The organism is Aporhodopirellula rubra, from assembly GCF_014192335.1.
GTDB classification, from domain to species: domain Bacteria; phylum Planctomycetota; class Planctomycetia; order Pirellulales; family Pirellulaceae; genus Rhodopirellula; species Rhodopirellula rubra.
In genome coordinates this window covers 79,145-96,394 of the sequence record NZ_JACHXU010000031.1, presented here as the reverse complement: position 1 = coordinate 96,394, position 17,250 = coordinate 79,145, and the positions used below count along the sequence as shown (strand labels likewise).

The 17,250-nt window shown below is 56.8% G+C and carries 16 protein-coding genes and 1 pseudogene; 6 read left to right on the top strand and 11 right to left on the bottom strand.

Annotation, left to right across the window (positions count from 1 at the left end):
* Positions 1 to 230: 230 nt before the first annotated feature.
* Both FHS27_RS27790 and FHS27_RS27785 read left to right on the top strand, forming a co-directional pair.
* The gene (locus FHS27_RS27790; protein ID WP_184309195.1) at positions 231 to 527 is read left to right on the top strand and encodes a hypothetical protein; all 297 of its coding nucleotides are present in this window, start codon (positions 231 to 233) and stop codon (positions 525 to 527) included.
* Between the two features lie 138 nt (positions 528 to 665).
* A complete protein-coding gene (locus tag FHS27_RS27785) occupies positions 666 to 1,529 on the top strand; it encodes an SMI1/KNR4 family protein (protein WP_184309193.1) in 864 nt (287 codons plus the stop codon).
* 153 nt (positions 1,530 to 1,682) lie between these two features.
* Here FHS27_RS27785 and FHS27_RS31810 read toward each other — a convergent pair.
* Positions 1,683 to 1,840, bottom strand: a pseudogene (locus FHS27_RS31810) (transposase); the annotation flags it as partial.
* Between the two features lie 7 nt (positions 1,841 to 1,847).
* Positions 1,848 to 3,623, bottom strand: coding sequence for an AI-2E family transporter (locus FHS27_RS27780; RefSeq protein ID WP_184309192.1), 1,776 nt, complete (start codon positions 3,621 to 3,623; stop codon positions 1,848 to 1,850).
* Positions 3,624 to 3,914: 291 nt separating this feature from the next.
* On the opposite strand from FHS27_RS27780, the gene FHS27_RS27775 reads away from it, so the two are divergent.
* Positions 3,915 to 6,407, top strand: a complete 2,493-nt coding sequence (locus FHS27_RS27775; RefSeq protein WP_184309189.1) for a TolC family protein — start codon at positions 3,915 to 3,917, stop codon at positions 6,405 to 6,407.
* 319 nt (positions 6,408 to 6,726) lie between these two features.
* Here FHS27_RS27775 and FHS27_RS27770 read toward each other — a convergent pair whose 3' ends face one another.
* Positions 6,727 to 7,290 (bottom strand): hypothetical protein, encoded by a 564-nt coding sequence (locus tag FHS27_RS27770; protein ID WP_221225443.1) that lies wholly within the window; start codon positions 7,288 to 7,290, stop codon positions 6,727 to 6,729.
* A 300-nt stretch (positions 7,291 to 7,590) separates the two neighbouring features.
* Here FHS27_RS27770 and folP point away from each other — a divergent pair, with 300 nt between their 5' ends.
* Positions 7,591 to 8,544, top strand: coding sequence for a dihydropteroate synthase (gene folP, locus FHS27_RS27765; RefSeq protein ID WP_184309187.1), 954 nt, complete (start codon positions 7,591 to 7,593; stop codon positions 8,542 to 8,544).
* 51 nt (positions 8,545 to 8,595) lie between these two features.
* Here the strand turns inward: folP and FHS27_RS27760 are convergent, their stop codons facing one another.
* From FHS27_RS27760 to FHS27_RS27735, 6 genes are all read right to left on the bottom strand, one after another.
* Positions 8,596 to 9,618 carry an ankyrin repeat domain-containing protein gene (locus FHS27_RS27760; RefSeq protein WP_184309185.1) on the bottom strand — a complete coding sequence of 341 codons (1,023 nt, stop codon included), beginning with the start codon at positions 9,616 to 9,618 and terminating at the stop codon, positions 8,596 to 8,598.
* Positions 9,619 to 9,797: 179 nt separating this feature from the next.
* Positions 9,798 to 10,229 (bottom strand): DUF1559 domain-containing protein, encoded by a 432-nt coding sequence (locus FHS27_RS27755; RefSeq protein WP_221225442.1) that lies wholly within the window; start codon positions 10,227 to 10,229, stop codon positions 9,798 to 9,800.
* A gap of 336 nt (positions 10,230 to 10,565) precedes the next feature.
* Positions 10,566 to 11,174, bottom strand: a complete 609-nt coding sequence (locus FHS27_RS27750) for a DUF1572 family protein (protein ID WP_184309184.1) — start codon at positions 11,172 to 11,174, stop codon at positions 10,566 to 10,568.
* Between the two features lie 65 nt (positions 11,175 to 11,239).
* A complete protein-coding gene (locus FHS27_RS27745; protein WP_184309181.1) occupies positions 11,240 to 12,046 on the bottom strand; it encodes a methyltransferase domain-containing protein in 807 nt (268 codons plus the stop codon).
* On the bottom strand, positions 12,021 to 12,731 hold the full coding sequence (locus FHS27_RS27740) for an alpha/beta fold hydrolase (protein WP_246421115.1): 711 nt from the start codon (positions 12,729 to 12,731) through the stop codon (positions 12,021 to 12,023). The genes FHS27_RS27745 and FHS27_RS27740 overlap by 26 nt, the downstream gene beginning before the upstream one ends.
* A gap of 91 nt (positions 12,732 to 12,822) precedes the next feature.
* Complete coding sequence (locus FHS27_RS27735; RefSeq protein WP_184309177.1) at positions 12,823 to 13,251, bottom strand: VOC family protein; 429 nt, start codon at positions 13,249 to 13,251, stop codon at positions 12,823 to 12,825.
* Between the two features lie 732 nt (positions 13,252 to 13,983).
* On the opposite strand from FHS27_RS27735, the gene FHS27_RS27730 reads away from it, so the two are divergent.
* The gene (locus FHS27_RS27730; protein ID WP_184309175.1) at positions 13,984 to 14,757 is read left to right on the top strand and encodes a platelet-activating factor acetylhydrolase IB subunit; all 774 of its coding nucleotides are present in this window, start codon (positions 13,984 to 13,986) and stop codon (positions 14,755 to 14,757) included.
* A gap of 125 nt (positions 14,758 to 14,882) precedes the next feature.
* Here FHS27_RS27730 and FHS27_RS27725 read toward each other — a convergent pair whose 3' ends face one another.
* Together FHS27_RS27725 and FHS27_RS27720 are read right to left on the bottom strand one after the other, a co-directional pair.
* On the bottom strand, positions 14,883 to 15,107 hold the full coding sequence (locus tag FHS27_RS27725) for an RNA-binding S4 domain-containing protein (RefSeq protein WP_246421113.1): 225 nt from the start codon (positions 15,105 to 15,107) through the stop codon (positions 14,883 to 14,885).
* 11 nt (positions 15,108 to 15,118) lie between these two features.
* Positions 15,119 to 16,177, bottom strand: a complete 1,059-nt coding sequence (locus FHS27_RS27720; RefSeq protein ID WP_246421111.1) for an endonuclease/exonuclease/phosphatase family protein — start codon at positions 16,175 to 16,177, stop codon at positions 15,119 to 15,121.
* A 106-nt stretch (positions 16,178 to 16,283) separates the two neighbouring features.
* On the opposite strand from FHS27_RS27720, the gene FHS27_RS27715 reads away from it, so the two are divergent.
* The gene (locus FHS27_RS27715; protein ID WP_184309171.1) at positions 16,284 to 17,249 is read left to right on the top strand and encodes a DUF1559 family PulG-like putative transporter; all 966 of its coding nucleotides are present in this window, start codon (positions 16,284 to 16,286) and stop codon (positions 17,247 to 17,249) included.
* The last annotated feature ends 1 nt before the right edge of the window (position 17,250 follow it).

Genomic DNA, 17,250 nt, shown 5'->3' with positions numbered 1-17,250 from the left:
GCTGTTCCCAGCGAACAGCTCCTCCTGAAAGGTTGCTTCCAACAATCCGTCACGCGTCCATTCCACCACCAATACAAAACCGCCGCGCTAGCGGCCTACTTGAACCACGCCGTGCAACGGAGCACGGCATGACGCGATTGGTCGATAGACACCACAATGGCCGTGCCCGCTGACGGCCGCCGTTCTGCCACTGACTTGACACCATCGATTTGTTTTCTGCGAAACCGAAAATGAACGGACTGTCTAATATCGTCGTCGACTACTTCCTGACCATCATGTTCGCGGATGACGGAACGGTCGATACTGACTATCAATGTCGGCTGCAAGAGTCCCTTCCTGAACATATCAATCCGCTCTCCGACATCGAGAGGAAGTCACTATCACAGGCTGCACAACGAAGGTTGGACGACATCAACGCCGGACCGGATGAATACGGATACGATTCCGGACTGCTTGTAACCGATGATCAGCGAGCGTTCCTTGTCGCACTCGCAACCGGTGAACTGTACAATGGTTTGGAGCCGTGATTCAGTGAACCAAAAGGCAGAACCATCCGAGTGAGAAAAAGGTGTGCGGTACCAAATAGCTGCAACAGTACCGGCCACCATTTCTTCGGCCAGGGCCCATTGCACTCCGGTACAATTTGCTGACTGGTCGAAACCGAGGTGGCGTTAACCTGCGTCACCGAAGCGGCCGACAGCCATCGATCGACATCGGCAACGCATGAGTGCCGATTCTTCCTGCTCCGACTCCCGAAGTTGTCTTCCCTGCGGGACGTCACCTTCGCTTACAATGCTGGCACCGATACGACGCACATTCGCCAATCACACAACCGACGCCCCAACGCAGCCCCGAGCGAATATCCAAGCGGTGCACTGGAACCGACCAGCAACCGAGATTGTTGGTCGAGACCAAATACCGCCAGCCTGGTGACCTCGGGCAATATCCAAATGCAGATGGAAAACTCTTCCTACCATTTAGCGCGTCGCTGTGAATCAGCATCCATTGCCTGGGGACAAACACCATCGCCGCGACTCGACTCCACGCAACTGGAGGAGTCACGCGACCTCATTGACGATCCGCTACCTGACCTACTTGTTGACCTTTACTCCACAGTTGGCAATGGAGGGTTTGGGCCACAGGGCGGACTGCTCGGCTTACGCGGCGGCTTCGCCGGTTTCGATTCACGGATGCCAATTGTTGAAACCTACCTAGAATTCATGTGGGACCCTCGCGCTCTGGAGGAAGGATGGAATTGGCCAGCCGAACTCTTGCCAATCGCAGAGGGTGGCTGTGGTCTTGTGTACTGCATAGATCTTGACTCAGCAGACGCCGCCATTCATCTGTTGGATCCAAATGGATTTGAGTCGGAGGACAATCTGTTGGACTACATTCAGCCCTGCCACACGACCCTGTACGAATGGTTGCTTGATTGGTCACAAACGCGACCGCCCGCACAACAAGTTTCAAAAACGATCAGACGTTCACTATTTGGTCGCTTCTTCGCCCCGTTTCGTAGAAATGCGTGAACTCAAACCCGAAACGCAATTTATAGATGGCGTCAAAGGATGAGGAAAAGGCGTGCGGTACCCAATAGCTGCAACGGTACCGGGCACCGGATCGCGTAGCATGCGCGAACCCGAGCAAAACTAAGTTCGGCCATGACAGTGCTTTTCTTCGGCCAACTTGAATGGCAATCCCAGTGTGATCGCCAGCAGCCAACGCGATTCTTTCGGTGATGTCCGACTGTTGGGACTCATCCAGCCGTGGTAGCGAATCTTCTTAAGACGCGAAGGCAGGAAGTGCTGGGCGAACCCCCGACGAAATCATGGCCGGCAACTTCGTCGTCAGGTTTCCTCTGCTTCCACGTACTCGTCCTCATTCCTGATTTCATGGTTGAGAATCTCGAGCAGGGTTTGCAAGAAGACAACGACCATCGGTCCGACCAAGATCCCGATCGGCCCGAACACCGAAACGCCCCCGATTACGCTTAATAACGCGAACAGCGGATGCAATTGGCTGCGACCTTGCAAAACGTAAACCTTGATCACGTTGTCGATCGACGAAACGACGCCCGCCCCCCAAATCGCCAACAATACCGCCGCAAGCCAACGCTGATCGACCACACCGAGCCACAACGCGCAGGGCACCCACACGGACGCCGCTCCCAAGAACGGCACCAACGCCATCAAACTGGTCAAGAACAACAACAGCACGATCTGTTCAAACCCACATACCCAAAACCCCAACGTCGCGAGGATCCCCTGCACGATCGCGCTGGCGACGCTCGCGAGCACGACCGCACGACTGGTCCGATCGAATTCCATCAACAGTTGGTGCTCGTACGCATCGTCCATCGGGGATAGACGCATTAACGTGGCGATCATCCGAGGCCCGTCGAGCAGAAAGAAGTAAACCGAGATCACGAGGATTACCAACCCGAACACGATCTGCGCCAACACACTGCCCGTCGCACTGGTCAAGCGCACGAACCTCGGTTGCAACGATTCTCGGGCACCGCGAATCAATCGGCTGAAGTCGGCTTTGTCGGGATTGGCCAGCAATTTCAATTGGCTTTGCAACGCCCCGCCGAGTTTGAGGTGCATCCAGGTTCGAATCGACGCCGCGGCAAAGACCGCGTTCTGCTCGAACTGTTCGGACACGTTCAATCTCAACAACGGATTGAGTTTCCCGACGGAAACCTCATCGGTCTGCTTTCGATCCGCCGCCCGGAGTGCTTCGGCGAACTCGCGAGTGTTGGCGATCGCCGCCTCCGCCGCCTCGGTTGCCGACATGCTCCCCGCGACGTCTTCCTGCAAATACTCGACGATCGCGGCCGCCTTATCGAGTTCTTTCGCTTTGGCCGCGTAATCAAACTTCTGTGCCTGATACGACTGGGGCTCCGTAATCGCCGGAGCCGCCACGCCCATCGTGTCGACGATTCGGTCCAATTCGCGAAAGTGTTCTGCGTGTGGCAGGTCTAACCCCAACTGGCCTCTCACGCGGTCCAACGCCACCGAAGCACTGCCGTTCATCCGTGACAATAAAACCGTAAATTGAGTGGTCGCGATCGAGATCAGCATCAGCAGCGGCATCAGCACGATCAACAACACGAGCGATGTCGTCAAACCGGCCGACAACCGTTTGCGGCGTTTCGTTTTCAACAACAACCACTGGTAAACGGGCCGAAAGATCACCACCAACAATGCCGCCAAAAACAACGGCACGAAGAAGCCGACCATGACCTGATAGAACAGCACTCCGACGGCGAGAATCCCGATCACCAGCATCACGACCGACATGATTCGCGAAAGCGACGGTAACTGTGGAAAAAGTGCTCGTTTCAGCGTCTCTTTCAAAACCGGATCCAACGGCACCTCGCCCGTAAACTCTCCCGCCGAACGTGCCGCACTGTCGATAGCCCCGCCTTCGATAGCCCCGCCTTCGATAGCCGCAGCGTCGATGGTTCCGCCGCCACCGGCCGATTCTGCTCCTGTTGCAGTTGCCGCATCCACGCCAGTTTCCCGGTTGGTTGTTTCACGACTCTCGTCGGTCGACGGCGTGTCGGCGGGACGATTCGCGGGCGGAGCGGCTTGTTTGGGTCGGTTTCGTCGTCTCGTCATCGCTTACTCGGAACTCATTCGGGGCTTACTCGGGCGATCCCAGCGGAACCACAGAGCATAGGAATCGGAATAATCGGAAATATCATCAGAATCGTCAAAGTTAACCAAGGGCCCTGGCCGATACCTTCCTCGGACAGAGATCTCATGTCGCTCGGTGGAGCGTACGGCGTGAGATATTTGTAGGGGGGCTTTCCAATTCAACGGTTTGTACGGAAGTCCATGACGTAGGTGCCTTGTGGCGTTTGCAATCATGGGTTTCACGGCGACCGCCGATCCAGGGAAGTCCAGGGCATGAATCGCTCGCTGCTATACCGCTACACTGCTTACTTGCAACTCGGGCTCGCGCTCTTGCTTGCCAGCGGTTGTGCACCCACTCAGCCATTCTTTCTCAACGAATCGCCCGATTTGAAGTATTACCTTCAATCGGCGACGCAGATTGAATATCCCGACGTGGACGTGGCAAGTCTACCCGACACGACGCAAACATTGCGTCCGTTGACGATCGGCAACCACGATTACCAGTTCTGGAATCTTCCGCTCGAGGAAGCCGTCTCGATCGCGCTGGCCAATGCGAAGTTCTTCATCACGACGAGCGGCATCGCCGAAGCACGTCAAAACGTCGCCGACCAATTCATCAGCGGCACCGCCGACCAATTCGGCAGCGTTTACGATGTCGCCATCAGCCAATCGACCACCCAGTCGGTTCCTCTGACCGTCGACGGCAACGGCAACCGAGTCCTGCCACGAGGCGTCTTGCGTGCTAACCAAGTCGGCGGTGTTGAAGACGCGTTGGCTGAATTCGACGCACAAGCGAGCGGGTTCTTCAACTACAGCAACACCGACCGTCCACGTAACTCGGGCAACAGCACCGTTTCGCGATCTGAATTTCAATCCGACGACGTGACCGCCCAAGCCGCGATCAGCAAACGACTCGCCACCGGCGGCGTCGCAACCATCCGCAACCAACTCGTCTACGGCCGCAGCAACCTGCCATTGGGTTCGTTTAACTCGGCATCGCGAATCGTGCCGAGCGATTACACCGTCACCATGGAAGCTCAGGTTCAACAACCTCTGATGCGAAACCGTGGCACGTTGATCAACCGCATCCCCGTCGTACTCGCCAGTTTGAACGAAGACGTTTCGATCGCCGAATACGAAATCCAAATCCGCAACCTCGTCCGTGACGTCGAAGTCGCTTACTGGGACCTGTACGTCGCTTACCGTGGCGTTGCCACCGCGATCATCGGTCGTAACAGTGCGATCGCGACCGCTCAATTCGCTCGCCTCGCACTCGAAAACGGTACCGGAACGCGTCAAGAACTCGCCCAAGCGGTCGAACAGTACTACCAATTCCGCGGCTTGCTCGAATCCGCCATCGCCGGATCGAACCTTCCCGGTTCAGATCGTCAGGGCGTCTACGGTGCCGAACGCCGCCTGCGTGAACTGCTCGGGATCTCACCGACCGACGGACGTTTGATTCGCCCAATCGACGAACCGACGATCGCACGTGTCGAACACGACTGGAACGAATCGGTCGCGCAAGCGTTGTACCTGTCGCCCGAACTGCGTCAAACCAAGACCCGCATCAAACAACAGGAACTCGAACTCATTTCGGCCAAGAACCAAATCTTGCCTGAGGTCAACCTTTCGCTCCTGTACCGTTACGTCGGTGTCGGCGACACACTCGGCCCGCCAAGCGGCTCGGACGTCGACTTCCCCGCCCCGGGCAGCAGTGCACTCGAAAGCCTCACCGATGGCAACTATCAAGAAGGTGCCGTTCGATTGGAAATCACTCCTTCGGCATTCGGTGCCCGTCGCGAACTGACTCGAATCCGCGGTGCCAAATTGCGACTCGCCCGTGAGAAAGCCAACCTGCAGGAGAAAGAACGATTGCTCGTCAGCCGATTGTCCGACGCCGACGCAAAAGTGGCCACCCACTATCAACTCGTCCAAACCAACGCTCAACGTTGGCAAGCCGCCGAGCAAGAAGTGGAAGCCCGTTTGGCGGAATTCAAGAACGGTCGTAGCCCGGTCAACGTCGTGTTGCAGAGTCAACAACGTAAGGCTCAAGCACAAATTGATTACTACCGAGCCCTCGGTGAGTACAACAAATCGCTCAACTACGTCGACTACCTCAAAGGCACCATGCTCGCCAACAACAACATCGTGCTGCGAGAAGGCCCTTGGAACAAGAAAGCCTACTGGGACGCTCTCGAGCGGGCTCGCGAACGCAGTGCTGGCAAAGAACTGGTCTACGGTGTGAGCCGTCCAGGAGTCGTCCGCACCGGACCTCTGCGTGACGCCGCCTCGGCATCGGAGATCATCGGCAGCGGAACGATGACCCACGGTCAAACGTTGTCACCGGAATCCATGATGCTCAACGAACCAGGACTCAACGGCGAATACGGCGGATCGATCAACGATCCATTGGGGATCAACCTCGATCCGTACCGCAACCCGGTCGAAGTCAACGATCAACCGCTCAGCGAACTCGGTGACAGCCCCGCAGAATTGCTCAGCCCCGCACCGGGCGGCAACACACTGCGAGAAGGAAACGTCCCAACTCCAGCACCTTCGCTCGACGCACCGTCGCTGAACTCGTCACCGAGCGTAATCCCAACGCCGCAAGGACAACTCGACACCACCTCGACCACGGGCTCGTCAAAATGGCAATCTGCCCGACACGTCGAACACGCACGGGCCGTCCAACCGGTTACCTACGAAAACAACGCACCCGCCGAGTTTGTTCCGGCACCCGTGCGACGGATGGCGATCCCACGTTGATCGTGAATCGCAACATCCCTCAACCAGACATTGCTTTTTCCGTGTAGGGGCGGAGGCTTGAGTGGTTGTCGCCGGGTACGCGCCCGGATTAACGACGACACTCCCACGACTAGCTCGATCGGTCCGCTTCGGCAGGCCCTTCGGGCTTTTCGTCGTTTCTGCACGTCCTAAATAGATCCGGCAGTGTTCGTATCGCTCGACTGCCGGCGATTTTCTGAAACGCCCTCGGCGTACAGGAACTCATGCGTCATCAACAGGTCTCACCGACGTTCGCAACACGCGAACCCCGGTGACACCACGGCATGTCAAACCTCGCGAACTACTCCGCAACGCCTTGCTGGCCCGACGCCGTTGTGGTCGGCAACTTAGGAACAGGAATGTTTTCGAAGCGATCGCGGTTGATCTTCGTCGCCATGCTACCCGGTGTGGTCGGCGGGATCGCGGCAGTCACGAGGATTTGCGGTTCGATTCCGTCGATCGCCAATCCGGCAACCGCTTCACGAACGGCAGCAACGCGAGCATCGGTTTCGGCCGAGTTGACGCCTTCGAGCACGTGGATCTCGCGACGATTCAAAGGCGACTGGGTCGCAATCCAACGCACGCGGTTTTGGCCCGCGGCCAACAACGCACCGTCGCCCGCACGGAACAGTTCGTGGCCGATCGTGTTGTGCGTTCGCCATCCGTTATTCTTCATGATCTCAAACGGCGTCACAACTTGAATCGCGTCCGCTTCGTTGAACGGATCGGGCCACGCAGCGTTGCGGTAAAACGCCATCTTTTTGTTATGGAGCCACGTGCCGAAGTCCGCAGAGGCGGTCGATGTGAATCCGATCATCAGAAGGAAGATCCAGATGGTCGGTTTTCGAAAGACAGTCACAGCCATCACGATTGAGATCCTTCTACAGAAACGATTTGGTTTGCGGTGCGGTTTCAAATCCGCTAGCCGAACGCGGGGTAACCCCGAGGGCTAATCCGGTTAACCCACACCGTTGGAATCGACATCTGAGCCCAAGCGGCTTAGCACAGCCACCCGGCAGACCCCAACACGCCCCATCCGTTACAAATTACCCTGTTCGAAACCACCACACATTCATCCCGCGAACCGAACCAGAACGTCCAAACGCGAACCAACCTCACCGGATTCCTTTCGCAACCGTTACTTTCCCCCAAAACACCGCTGAACATGTCGCCCTCGCTCATCTGGAAAACCTCCCGCCGCACAATCTCACTGGGCAATCGCCCTCGGATCATGGGAATCCTGAACGTGACGCCCGACAGTTTTTCCGACGGTGGCAAATTTTTTGAGCCCCGCGACTTTGAGCACAGCAATCTTGAGTCAGGCAGCATCGAGCCAAACAGCGAGCACGAACGTTTGCGAATCGATGCGGCGGTCGCGGCGGGGCTGCAAATGCAAGCCGACGGGGCCGACATCCTCGATATCGGCGGCGAAAGCACACGGCCCTACAGCACCCCCGTCGACGCCGCCACCGAAATCGCCCGGGTTGCCCCCGTCATCAAGCGACTGGCCCCGCAACTAAACATCCCGATCAGCATCGACACCAGTAAAGCCGTCGTCGCCAAAGCCGCGATCGAGGCCGGGGCCGAGATCATCAACGACGTCACAGGACTCGAAGGCGATCCTGAGATGACGGACCTCGCGAAAAGAACCGGCGTCGGCGTTTGTGTCATGCACATGCAAGGCAACCCACAAACGATGCAAGACGCACCGACGTACGATAATGTCGTCGAAGAGATCCGCGACTACCTGATCGCTCGACGCGACGCGTGTCTCTCGTCGGGAATCGAACTCGAAAAGATATGCCTAGACCCCGGTGTCGGGTTCGGCAAAACGCACGAACACAACTTTGAACTCATCCAAGGAATCCACCGGTTCACGGACCTCGGCTGCGCCTGTTTGATCGGCCACTCACGCAAAGGATTCATTCGTAAACGTCTTGCCCCGTTGGTCGAAGCATCCGAACGCGAATTCAACCCCATGGCGGGCACCCTCGGTGTGTCACTCGCAGCTACTGCGGCCGGCGCCCACCTGATTCGCGTTCACGATGTGGCCGAGACCGTGCAGGCGATCGAGATGTTCAACGCCTGTAGACGGACTCTGGATCGGAAGTCGACGTAGTGATTTGACCAACATGGAAAATTTGTCCAACCGCAAAAGTCCCTCACCCCTTCATTTCACCGCGTCCGCCTGGGCGGCTTCGATCAGTTCCACAATCCGGTCGAAATCCTCCGGTGTTCCGCGTGGTGATCGGTTTTGGGTTTTGCTCGAGGCGGCCATTCGTGCGTAGTGTTTGGTCTTCGCGCCCGCGTCGACCAACACCTCGGCGACTTCGGGGTTCCCCCACCAACAACACCACGCCAACGGAGTGTTCTGCCACGACTCGTCACTCGCCTCCATGTTGGCTCCCAATCGAATGAGTTCTTTCGTAACTTTGACGGAGTTAAACCACGACGCAAGAATGAGTGGTGTTCCGTTCTCCATCGTACCGTCACGCAGCTCCAACAATCCCGGCTGCTCTTCCATCAGTTTCGCGATCTCGACGTCATCGTCCTTCTGAATCGCAGTCATCAGCCGAATACGCTCTTCCGGGGTCGCTTGATAGCCCGGTTCCGATGCGACCACCAAAATTCGATCCACCTCGAAACTGCCTTTCGCGTCGTTGATCTCCGCCCGACCATTCAGTTTGACGTAACCTGGCAAAACACGCATCGTCGTCCGGTAAGTCTTCCATCCGCCGAGCGAACCGTATCGGTAGAGCGGTTCAACGCGTGGGAGCTCGCGAGTCTTCCCGCTCTTCATTTCCAACGTGTACACCGCTCCCGCACCCGCATCGTCGGAATCGCCCAACTCAATGGTCGGTCCACGCATCCGTGTCAGCACCGTCACAAACTTGATTCGTTTGGGCAGATCAATCGTCGTCGAGACCGAGGTTACGCTGCCATCGTCTGGGCACGTCAATTGAATGACGCCTTTCGCTGGGTCCCGCACGACGGCTCGTCCCGATTCGAATGCGGAAACGTCGCCCCAGCCAACCGGAAACCCACGTTCATCCAATTCCTTCAATTCAGAGTGCGGATAGAAATTGTCATTCCGATCCGCATTCCAATGCGGCGTCCGTTCAAACGCCCACTGGCCAAAACACAATTGCGAAAAAGGGATGCAGAGAACCAAGGTTGCCAATACGCGGAACATGCTGTCAGTCTCCCCGGGGTAGGATGCGTCAGAGTGCGCACGATGCCCACGTCGACGTTTTTAGATGCAGCGTCACGACGATGGAACGAGCAGAGAACCCAACAGACACTGTCGGAAAATTCCTCGACTCGAATATCACGCTGCAACGAAGCAAGAGTCGATCAACCTACCACATGCGCTCACGAAATTCGCATATCTGCCGTCGATCCACGCCCGATGGCGCGGCATCCGACCGACGTGGTTCGTAAGCAGCTGGGTATCAGTGCAAGGTCGCCAGGCACCGACGAGCTGCTCAATGTAGCGTGATCGAAACCACATAGTTCTGAGTTGGGCGGCAGAATCGTGAATGTGCCTGTGTAGATCAGGCCGAAATCAGCCCAGCGACAGCCACGACCAAATCCGGTACCACCCAACGCCACACCCGATTCCGCCCAGAACTGAGGACGAGTAGGGTTGATGAACAGCTCGCAGAACGAAGGGTTGCTGTAAACGGTCGGTCCATCGTTATCAGTTGCGATCCAGTTCGAAATACTACGATCGCCGATGTCCGTCATGATTTCAGCCGCGATGATCGTGTTGGCGAGACCATCGAGGATATCGCGAAACGCCATATTTTGCTTCGCAATGAACTCCACGCAAAGAACATTGCCTCTCAAGTAGGGGCACATGAGCGGGCAAGAATATGAACATCAAAATTCACAAACTTTCAGTATTCCGCGTCACCGCTGCAGCGATCCAGCTATGAAGGGGGCTCCGTCGATAGCGAATGTCGTTTCAAAACGATTTAAACGACAAACGCTTGCTCGTTCGAACGCCGCGTCCCTCTTAGTCAGTGACAAAACGAAACCTACTCGCATGTCCGCCCCCCTTCTTGAGTTAAAAAGGATCAGAAATTCGCAAACGACCGGGACTAGCGAACGCGGCCGCTGAATAGGCTTCCCAATCCCTTATTGCCGCGAAGTGGGATCTTTCGCCGAAGAATCCGGCGTCTCTTCGTCGGCAGCGGCATGGATGCTGCGACTCGCCGACGTGCCCCAGGTGGTCGCGTTGTGCGTCTGCGAATTACCGGGTGCGATCGTTAGCCACCGCCATTGTTCGGCGTGAACCATCCGAGCAATGATCGCAATCTGCCCCACGTGGTACGACACATGAGTCAACGATCTCGTGACCGCTTGAGCGACCGTGTGAGGCTCACCACGAATCAAAACGGTTTGGTGAACATTTTCATGATCGATCGACACCAGAGCATCGACGAGTGCGGACCATCCGGTGTCGAATGCTTCGATCAGTGACTGCCGATCGCCTTCCCAATCCAGGAACTCGGTATCACGATCGCGAGTGTCTTTCTCACCATCGGTCGTGAAGAAATCCGTCCAACGGCTACGAAGATTGCCGCCGAGATGCCGGAGAATGATGGCGACGGAGTTGATTTCAGCCGCGGGTCGCTGAAACAACTCCTCATCGTTGAGCTGCGACACCGACGCATCGATCATGTTCCGATACGAAGCGACCGTCTGACGCGCCGCATCAAGCCAAAGATTCGTCTCAGGATTCATCGATCGTATTCCTTTCGAGCGTTCTCAGACGTCCGGCGACGCAGCGACGCTCGGCCTACGCGGATCTATCCGGCGAGAACTTCGCAGTGCAAAAAGCCGACTTGATAGCTCGCGATGACCGCGTCGACCGCGTCTCGATAATGAGTCTCGTAGTCTTTCACCAACGCCGTCAACTCGCCGCGCGTCAACGGAGTGTGGGAGTGCGAGACGCTGCCTCCGGTCAGCCCCTGTTGGTGAATCGCGGTAAGCAGGTCGCGTGCCGAGGCGTGTCGCACCGTGAAAACCGACTGCGACTCATGCTTGGTCTGCCATCCCATTCGCGAGGCCGCATCGGTCACATCGGCCAACGTCGGCAACCGTGATTGCGGTGGCTTGTGCGGTGCCACACGCAAACGGGCGTCGTGCAACTCGCCGAGCGTCTCACGCAGCATGATCGCGACCACAATCTGCCCACCGGGCTGGACCGCGCGATCGATCGACTCGAACGCTAAATCAATGGGTGTCACCCAGTGCAACGAGGAACTGCTGACGACGAGCGGAAACGGCGACTCGGTTTGGTAGTCACAAACGTCCGACGCGACCCACTCAACGCGATCGCATCCACCGAGGTTGATTTTGGCTTGATCGATCATCGTTTGCGACAAATCGACAGCCGTGATCGACGCGTTTTCGAATCGCGAGCACACCTTCTGAGTCAATCGCCCGGTGCCACACCCCAATTCCAAAACACGATCAACGGGCGGAAGCTTTTTCATCAATTCGATCACGCGATCGGCAACTTGCTCCTGCACGTGCGAGTGGCGATCGTAGGTCGACGAGGCCGCAGAAAATCGCGAACGGATCGTTCTATCCTGCATCGGGGCGAGCCACATCGTTTTTCCAAAATTCAAGTAAGTTCGACACAATCCATTGAGGGTTCCGCACGGGCAAGTCGTGCCCCACATCGTCAATCGTCTTCAACCGCGAGCCACTGATCCTTCGCGAAAGATCAGCCGAAGCCGCCGGAGAAATCACACGGTCATCGGCACCGTGCAAAATCAGCGTGGCGACGCCAACGCGATCGGCCGCATCGCGAAGATCAGCGTCACGTAGGTATTTTAGTCCTTCCAACAATTTCGGACAGTCGTCTTGGTCGGCGTCCGGTTGGTTGGCAACCGCGAGCGGTTCATGCGGAAGTGCCGATTGCCGGAGGAAATTTGCCAACGTTTCCTGCGGTTGGCGACGAAACGAAATCGACATCGAACGAACTTCCGCCACTGGGACACCGTGCGGTGTTTCGTCGCCACCGGTGAACTTGGCCGTCGAGCCGATCAAAACCAACATCGACCCCTCCGCGAGATGCTCAGCCGCCTCCAGCGCTAACATCCCCCCCAACGACCAACCGACCAAAACACACGGCTGATCCGAAGGCAGCATCTCCGCCAATTTTCCTGACGGCAACGCATCTTCGGCTGCGAGACGAGTCACATCGAATTCAGACGCCAACGCTTCAGCGACCCCCGCGAGGGCAGCCTCACCAAATGCCCATCCGCTGACTAAGAATAATTTCGTTTTCATGCGATCATTTTGCATGATGACCGACAACATGGCGATACCCGGACAACCATCGCGTCATGCCAATTCGCCAACCGACCTGCGGGACCGCTGCTCACCGCGATGAGGCATCTTCGTCGACATTGAATTTCCAGGAAACGCCAAAAGGGTCGACGACGATTCCATACCACGACGTGAATCGAGACTTCTCTAGCGGAATCTGAATTTCTCCTCCGACCGCAAGCGCATCGAACGCACGCCGCGCACGTGCCACCGAAGTGTATCGCAACGCGAGCGAAAAACCACGGAAGCCCCGACTGCTCGCGCCGTCAATCCAACCGACATCACTCGCCATGAAGTCCGTGCCGTCAATTCGAAAGGTAGCGTGAAATACCATGTCCTCCATGCCGGGCTGAGTATGAGATTGGTCAGGGCTGTCCCGAAATCTCATCAAGAAAACAGTCTCAGCGTCAACGGCATCGCGATAGAAACCAAGAGCTTCTTCGGTGCGACCAGCAAAACCGAGCGTCGTGACAACTGCCATTCAAAGAGACCAAATGATGGATGGTTTCGAAAATGAAAAGTCCTAGAGATCGGGCATCATAACCAATCCCCCCGACACCGTGATTCCGGACAAACAAAACGGTTCTTCAGCTCGCGAGAAAACAATCTTCGACGAGAGCATTTCTGGAACTGACGTAGGTTGTCAAAGGTAGCTACGTTCGCAAGAACCTGGTCCACCGCCCGGCGAAGGTGGCGATACCCCAAAAAAGAAAATGCTCCAACAAAACATTTCAATGCGAGGCACCCCGCCTCTGACGCGAGGCTCACGTTGCCGCCGTCTCTTCAAGTGATTTCCAACGAGCGAATGCCGGGTGATGGTCCACAGCCGGCCGCGAAAGCGATGCGAGGGATTTTCGTAATTGAAACCTTTGATCCCGCCCGAGACCTCCCGAGACCGCCCGAAAGACTTCGATCTAGCGATCAACGGAATTGAGCGAGCCCCGTTTGGCCACCCATCGCAGTGAAAGGGCGACGGGCCGTCCCAAAATTGCTGCACAGATTCGCACTCCAGCGCTGCCGTCTACGTTTTCGATTAAGATTCTCTGTCGCCGACCAAGCACGACGGTTTGAAACCGGCGACCGAAACGGAACAGGCTACAGCGGAAACGTTGTTGCCAAAGCAGACGTTTGAAACGCGGGCGTTGCGATGAGAGGATGACCTGCGTCTCCAATTCACTACCCTCGAAACCTTTTTAATAACACGGTGAAAAACATGAAATTGAATGGTGCATTGGCGTTCGCGTCATTCCTGATCGTCGGAGCGTGGTCGGGCGCGGTGGCTCAAGAGACCGCCGTCGCTGTCCCCGCGTTGACTCCCGAGGTCCAGACTGCGGAGTGGGCGGTTCAGTGGTGGGGCTCCCGACATGAGCAGAAACTGAAAGAGCTGGCCGAGATGCAGAAAGTCGATCTGTTGATGGTTGGCGACTCGATCACCCATGGCTGGGAAAGTGCGGGCAAGAAGGTTTGGGACCAATATTACGCGCATCGCAACGCGTTCAACATTGGCTTCTCCGGTGATCGCACCGAGCAGGTTTTGTGGCGATTCGAAAACGGCGAAATTGAAGGGATCTCTCCCAAAGCCGCCGTCGTCATGATCGGCACCAACAACACCGGACATCGGCAAGATGATCCGGATGAAACCGCCGCAGGAGTCAAAGCAATTCTTGACAAACTGAACGCGAAGTCGCCCGACACCAAGATCCTGTTGTTGGCTATCTTTCCTCGAGGTGAATCGCCGGACGACAAACTGAGAAAAATCAACGACGCTATCAATGAACGCATCCGCGAATTCGCCGACGGAAACAACATCGTCTACTTAGACATCAGCGATAAGTTTCTCGCCGAAGACGGGACACTCCCGAAAGAAATCATGCCTGACCGCCTGCATCCCAACCCACGTGGCTATGCCATTTGGGCGGAAGCGATCGAGCCAACGCTGGCGAAACTGATGGGTGACGAAGTCGTCGCCCCATCGCCCAGCGAATGACGTGCAGAATTCACCTGAAACGCGGTTCGTCGCTTTAGCAGCGCCGCCAATGGTACGAGCCATGCCACCGCAACGAGGCTCCGCACTCGCACGAAGTCGGTGCGTTTTTTGGGATGTGAACTTGCTCAGTCGTCGTCGGTGACTTCGACCCGCCATACTTGGCTGTTCCAGTTCACTTCGTCGCCCGTGAACAGTTGCCTGCGGCGGCGGGTTTCGACTTCGTCGTTGACGAGCACTTCGCCCGCCTGGATTCGCACCTTGGCTTCGCCTCCCGTACCAACGACGCCAGCCGCTTTGAGGAAATCGTCCAAGCGGATCATCGGGCGAGGATCGGGTTTGCGTTCATTCATAGCTGGCTCGCTCATCGGACTTCGAACTCCGCAACGATAGGATAGTGGTCACTTAAATCTCGCTTGTCATCACTCATTTCCCAATAACGCTCCCAGTGATCTTCCGTCGAATCGACGCCTCCTCGGATCGCGAGATCACTGCGAACGGCGATTGATCGCAAGCATAAATCGGGACGTCCGGGATCGTCTTCGAGAAACGATCGGCTGACCAATATCCGATCAAATTGTTTGCCGGGCAAAAGATGCGTTTGCTGACGCGGCGCGCTGGAGTGTTCGAGCAGATCGACCAAATCGTCGCTGGGGTCTCGAGTCGCACGACTCATCAGGATTGACATTTCGCTGCCCGCACGCACCTTTCCGGCGGACTCTTCGGTATTAAAATCGCCGAGAACCACTACGTGCACCGGGGCTTTCTCCCAAACCCGGAGCCAACGCACCAAACTCGCCGCCTGCTTGTTGCGAATCGCCGCTCCCGCCTCGCCGCTTCGCAAGTGCACGTTCACGACCAGAATCGTTTCAACCGTATCGCCCACCGGGACTTCCAGGATCGCCGCAAGGTGTTTTGAGACGGCGCCGAATTCGCCTTCGCTCTTCATCTGCGACGTCACGTTACCCCGCATCAGCGACAGCACATCGACCGGACGCGTTGTCAGCAATCCGACGTCTTGTTCGGTAAACCGATCGTTGCCTTCGATCGCGTATTCGTCATATTCCAAGTCGTGTTCGCGGTCGAGTGCTCGGGTGAGATACCACAACACGCGTTGCCCCTCGACTTCCTGTAGCGCCGCGACCGACGGTTTGACCTTGGCGATCGCTTCGGCCACCGCATCACGCCGCCAATTCCACTGACCGCGACTGGGGCTCGATTTCTCGAACGCGAGTTGGCTGTAATTATCTTTCTTCGAATCATCAAAGAACCACTCGAGGTTCCACGACATAATGGAGAACGCGGCCTCGCCTTGGCCCGGGCGGGGCGTCGTGCGAACGGACGGTTCGGCACCGTATGACAACGAAGGCGTGATCGCGATCAGCAACGTTGTCACTGCGATGGCGTGGAGTCGTCGTTTCATGAATGGGGTCGCACGGCGAAAAGGAAGCAAAGAGACGGGCGGAATGATTTTTGCAAAACCGTTACGATAGACGTATTCAACCGATTTGTAAGGTAGAGAGGTCTCTATGAAGCCGTTTTCGTTGCCACGTTTCCCCCACACACGTTGCGTTCCCCCACTCCGGGGCGGGCGGACCGGTTTTTCATTGATCGAGATTTTGGTGGTGATCGGGATTTTGGTCATCTTGGCAGCGATCTCGATCCCGGTGCTGCGGGACATGCGGACGATGGCACGGCGAAGTAATTGCGAACAAAACCTGATTCGACTCGCGACGGCCTCCCAAGCCTACGCGATCGATCATATTCATTTGCCCAGCGGCACGCTCACGGGCTCGGCATCCATCGTCACCGGAGAGGGGCTATCCGTTGACGTCGCGACAGACACCGACGACGAGGTGATTCTGCCGCTCACCATCACGAGCCTCCCGAAAGGCTACCACCACAATTGGGTCTCGTCGTTGTTGCCATATTGTGACCGCGAGGGCATGTTTCAGGCGATCAATTTTCAGGTCGGCGTTTACTCACCCGAGAACGCGGTGATGCGTGACGCGGACATCCCATTTCTCCGCTGTCCCTCGTCCGCCGAACAGCAAAAACTCAACACGACCAGTTACGCGGGACTGCACTCCAGCGACGAGCAGCCGATCGGCACCGATAACGACGGTTTGTTGTCGCTGAACCGGTGGCTCATTCCCGACGACGTCCCCGACGGAATCGCCTACACGATCCTGTTCGGTGAGAAGCTATCACCGCCGCAGTTCGACTTGGGTTGGATGAGCGGAACTCGCAGCAGTTTGCGAAACGCGGGCACTCCGATCAACGCGGCGATCACCGAAGAGACCTACCACGACCCCGATTTCGTCGGCGGCCTCGGCAGTTTGCACGCCGGCGGAGCCCTCGTCGCAATGGGCGACGGATCGATCGAATTCCTCAGCGATTCCATCGACATGGAAGTCTTCGCGAGTCTCGCCAGCCGAAACGATCAAACCGAAACACAAACGGTCGATCGATCAATCGACACCAACCCCCAATGAT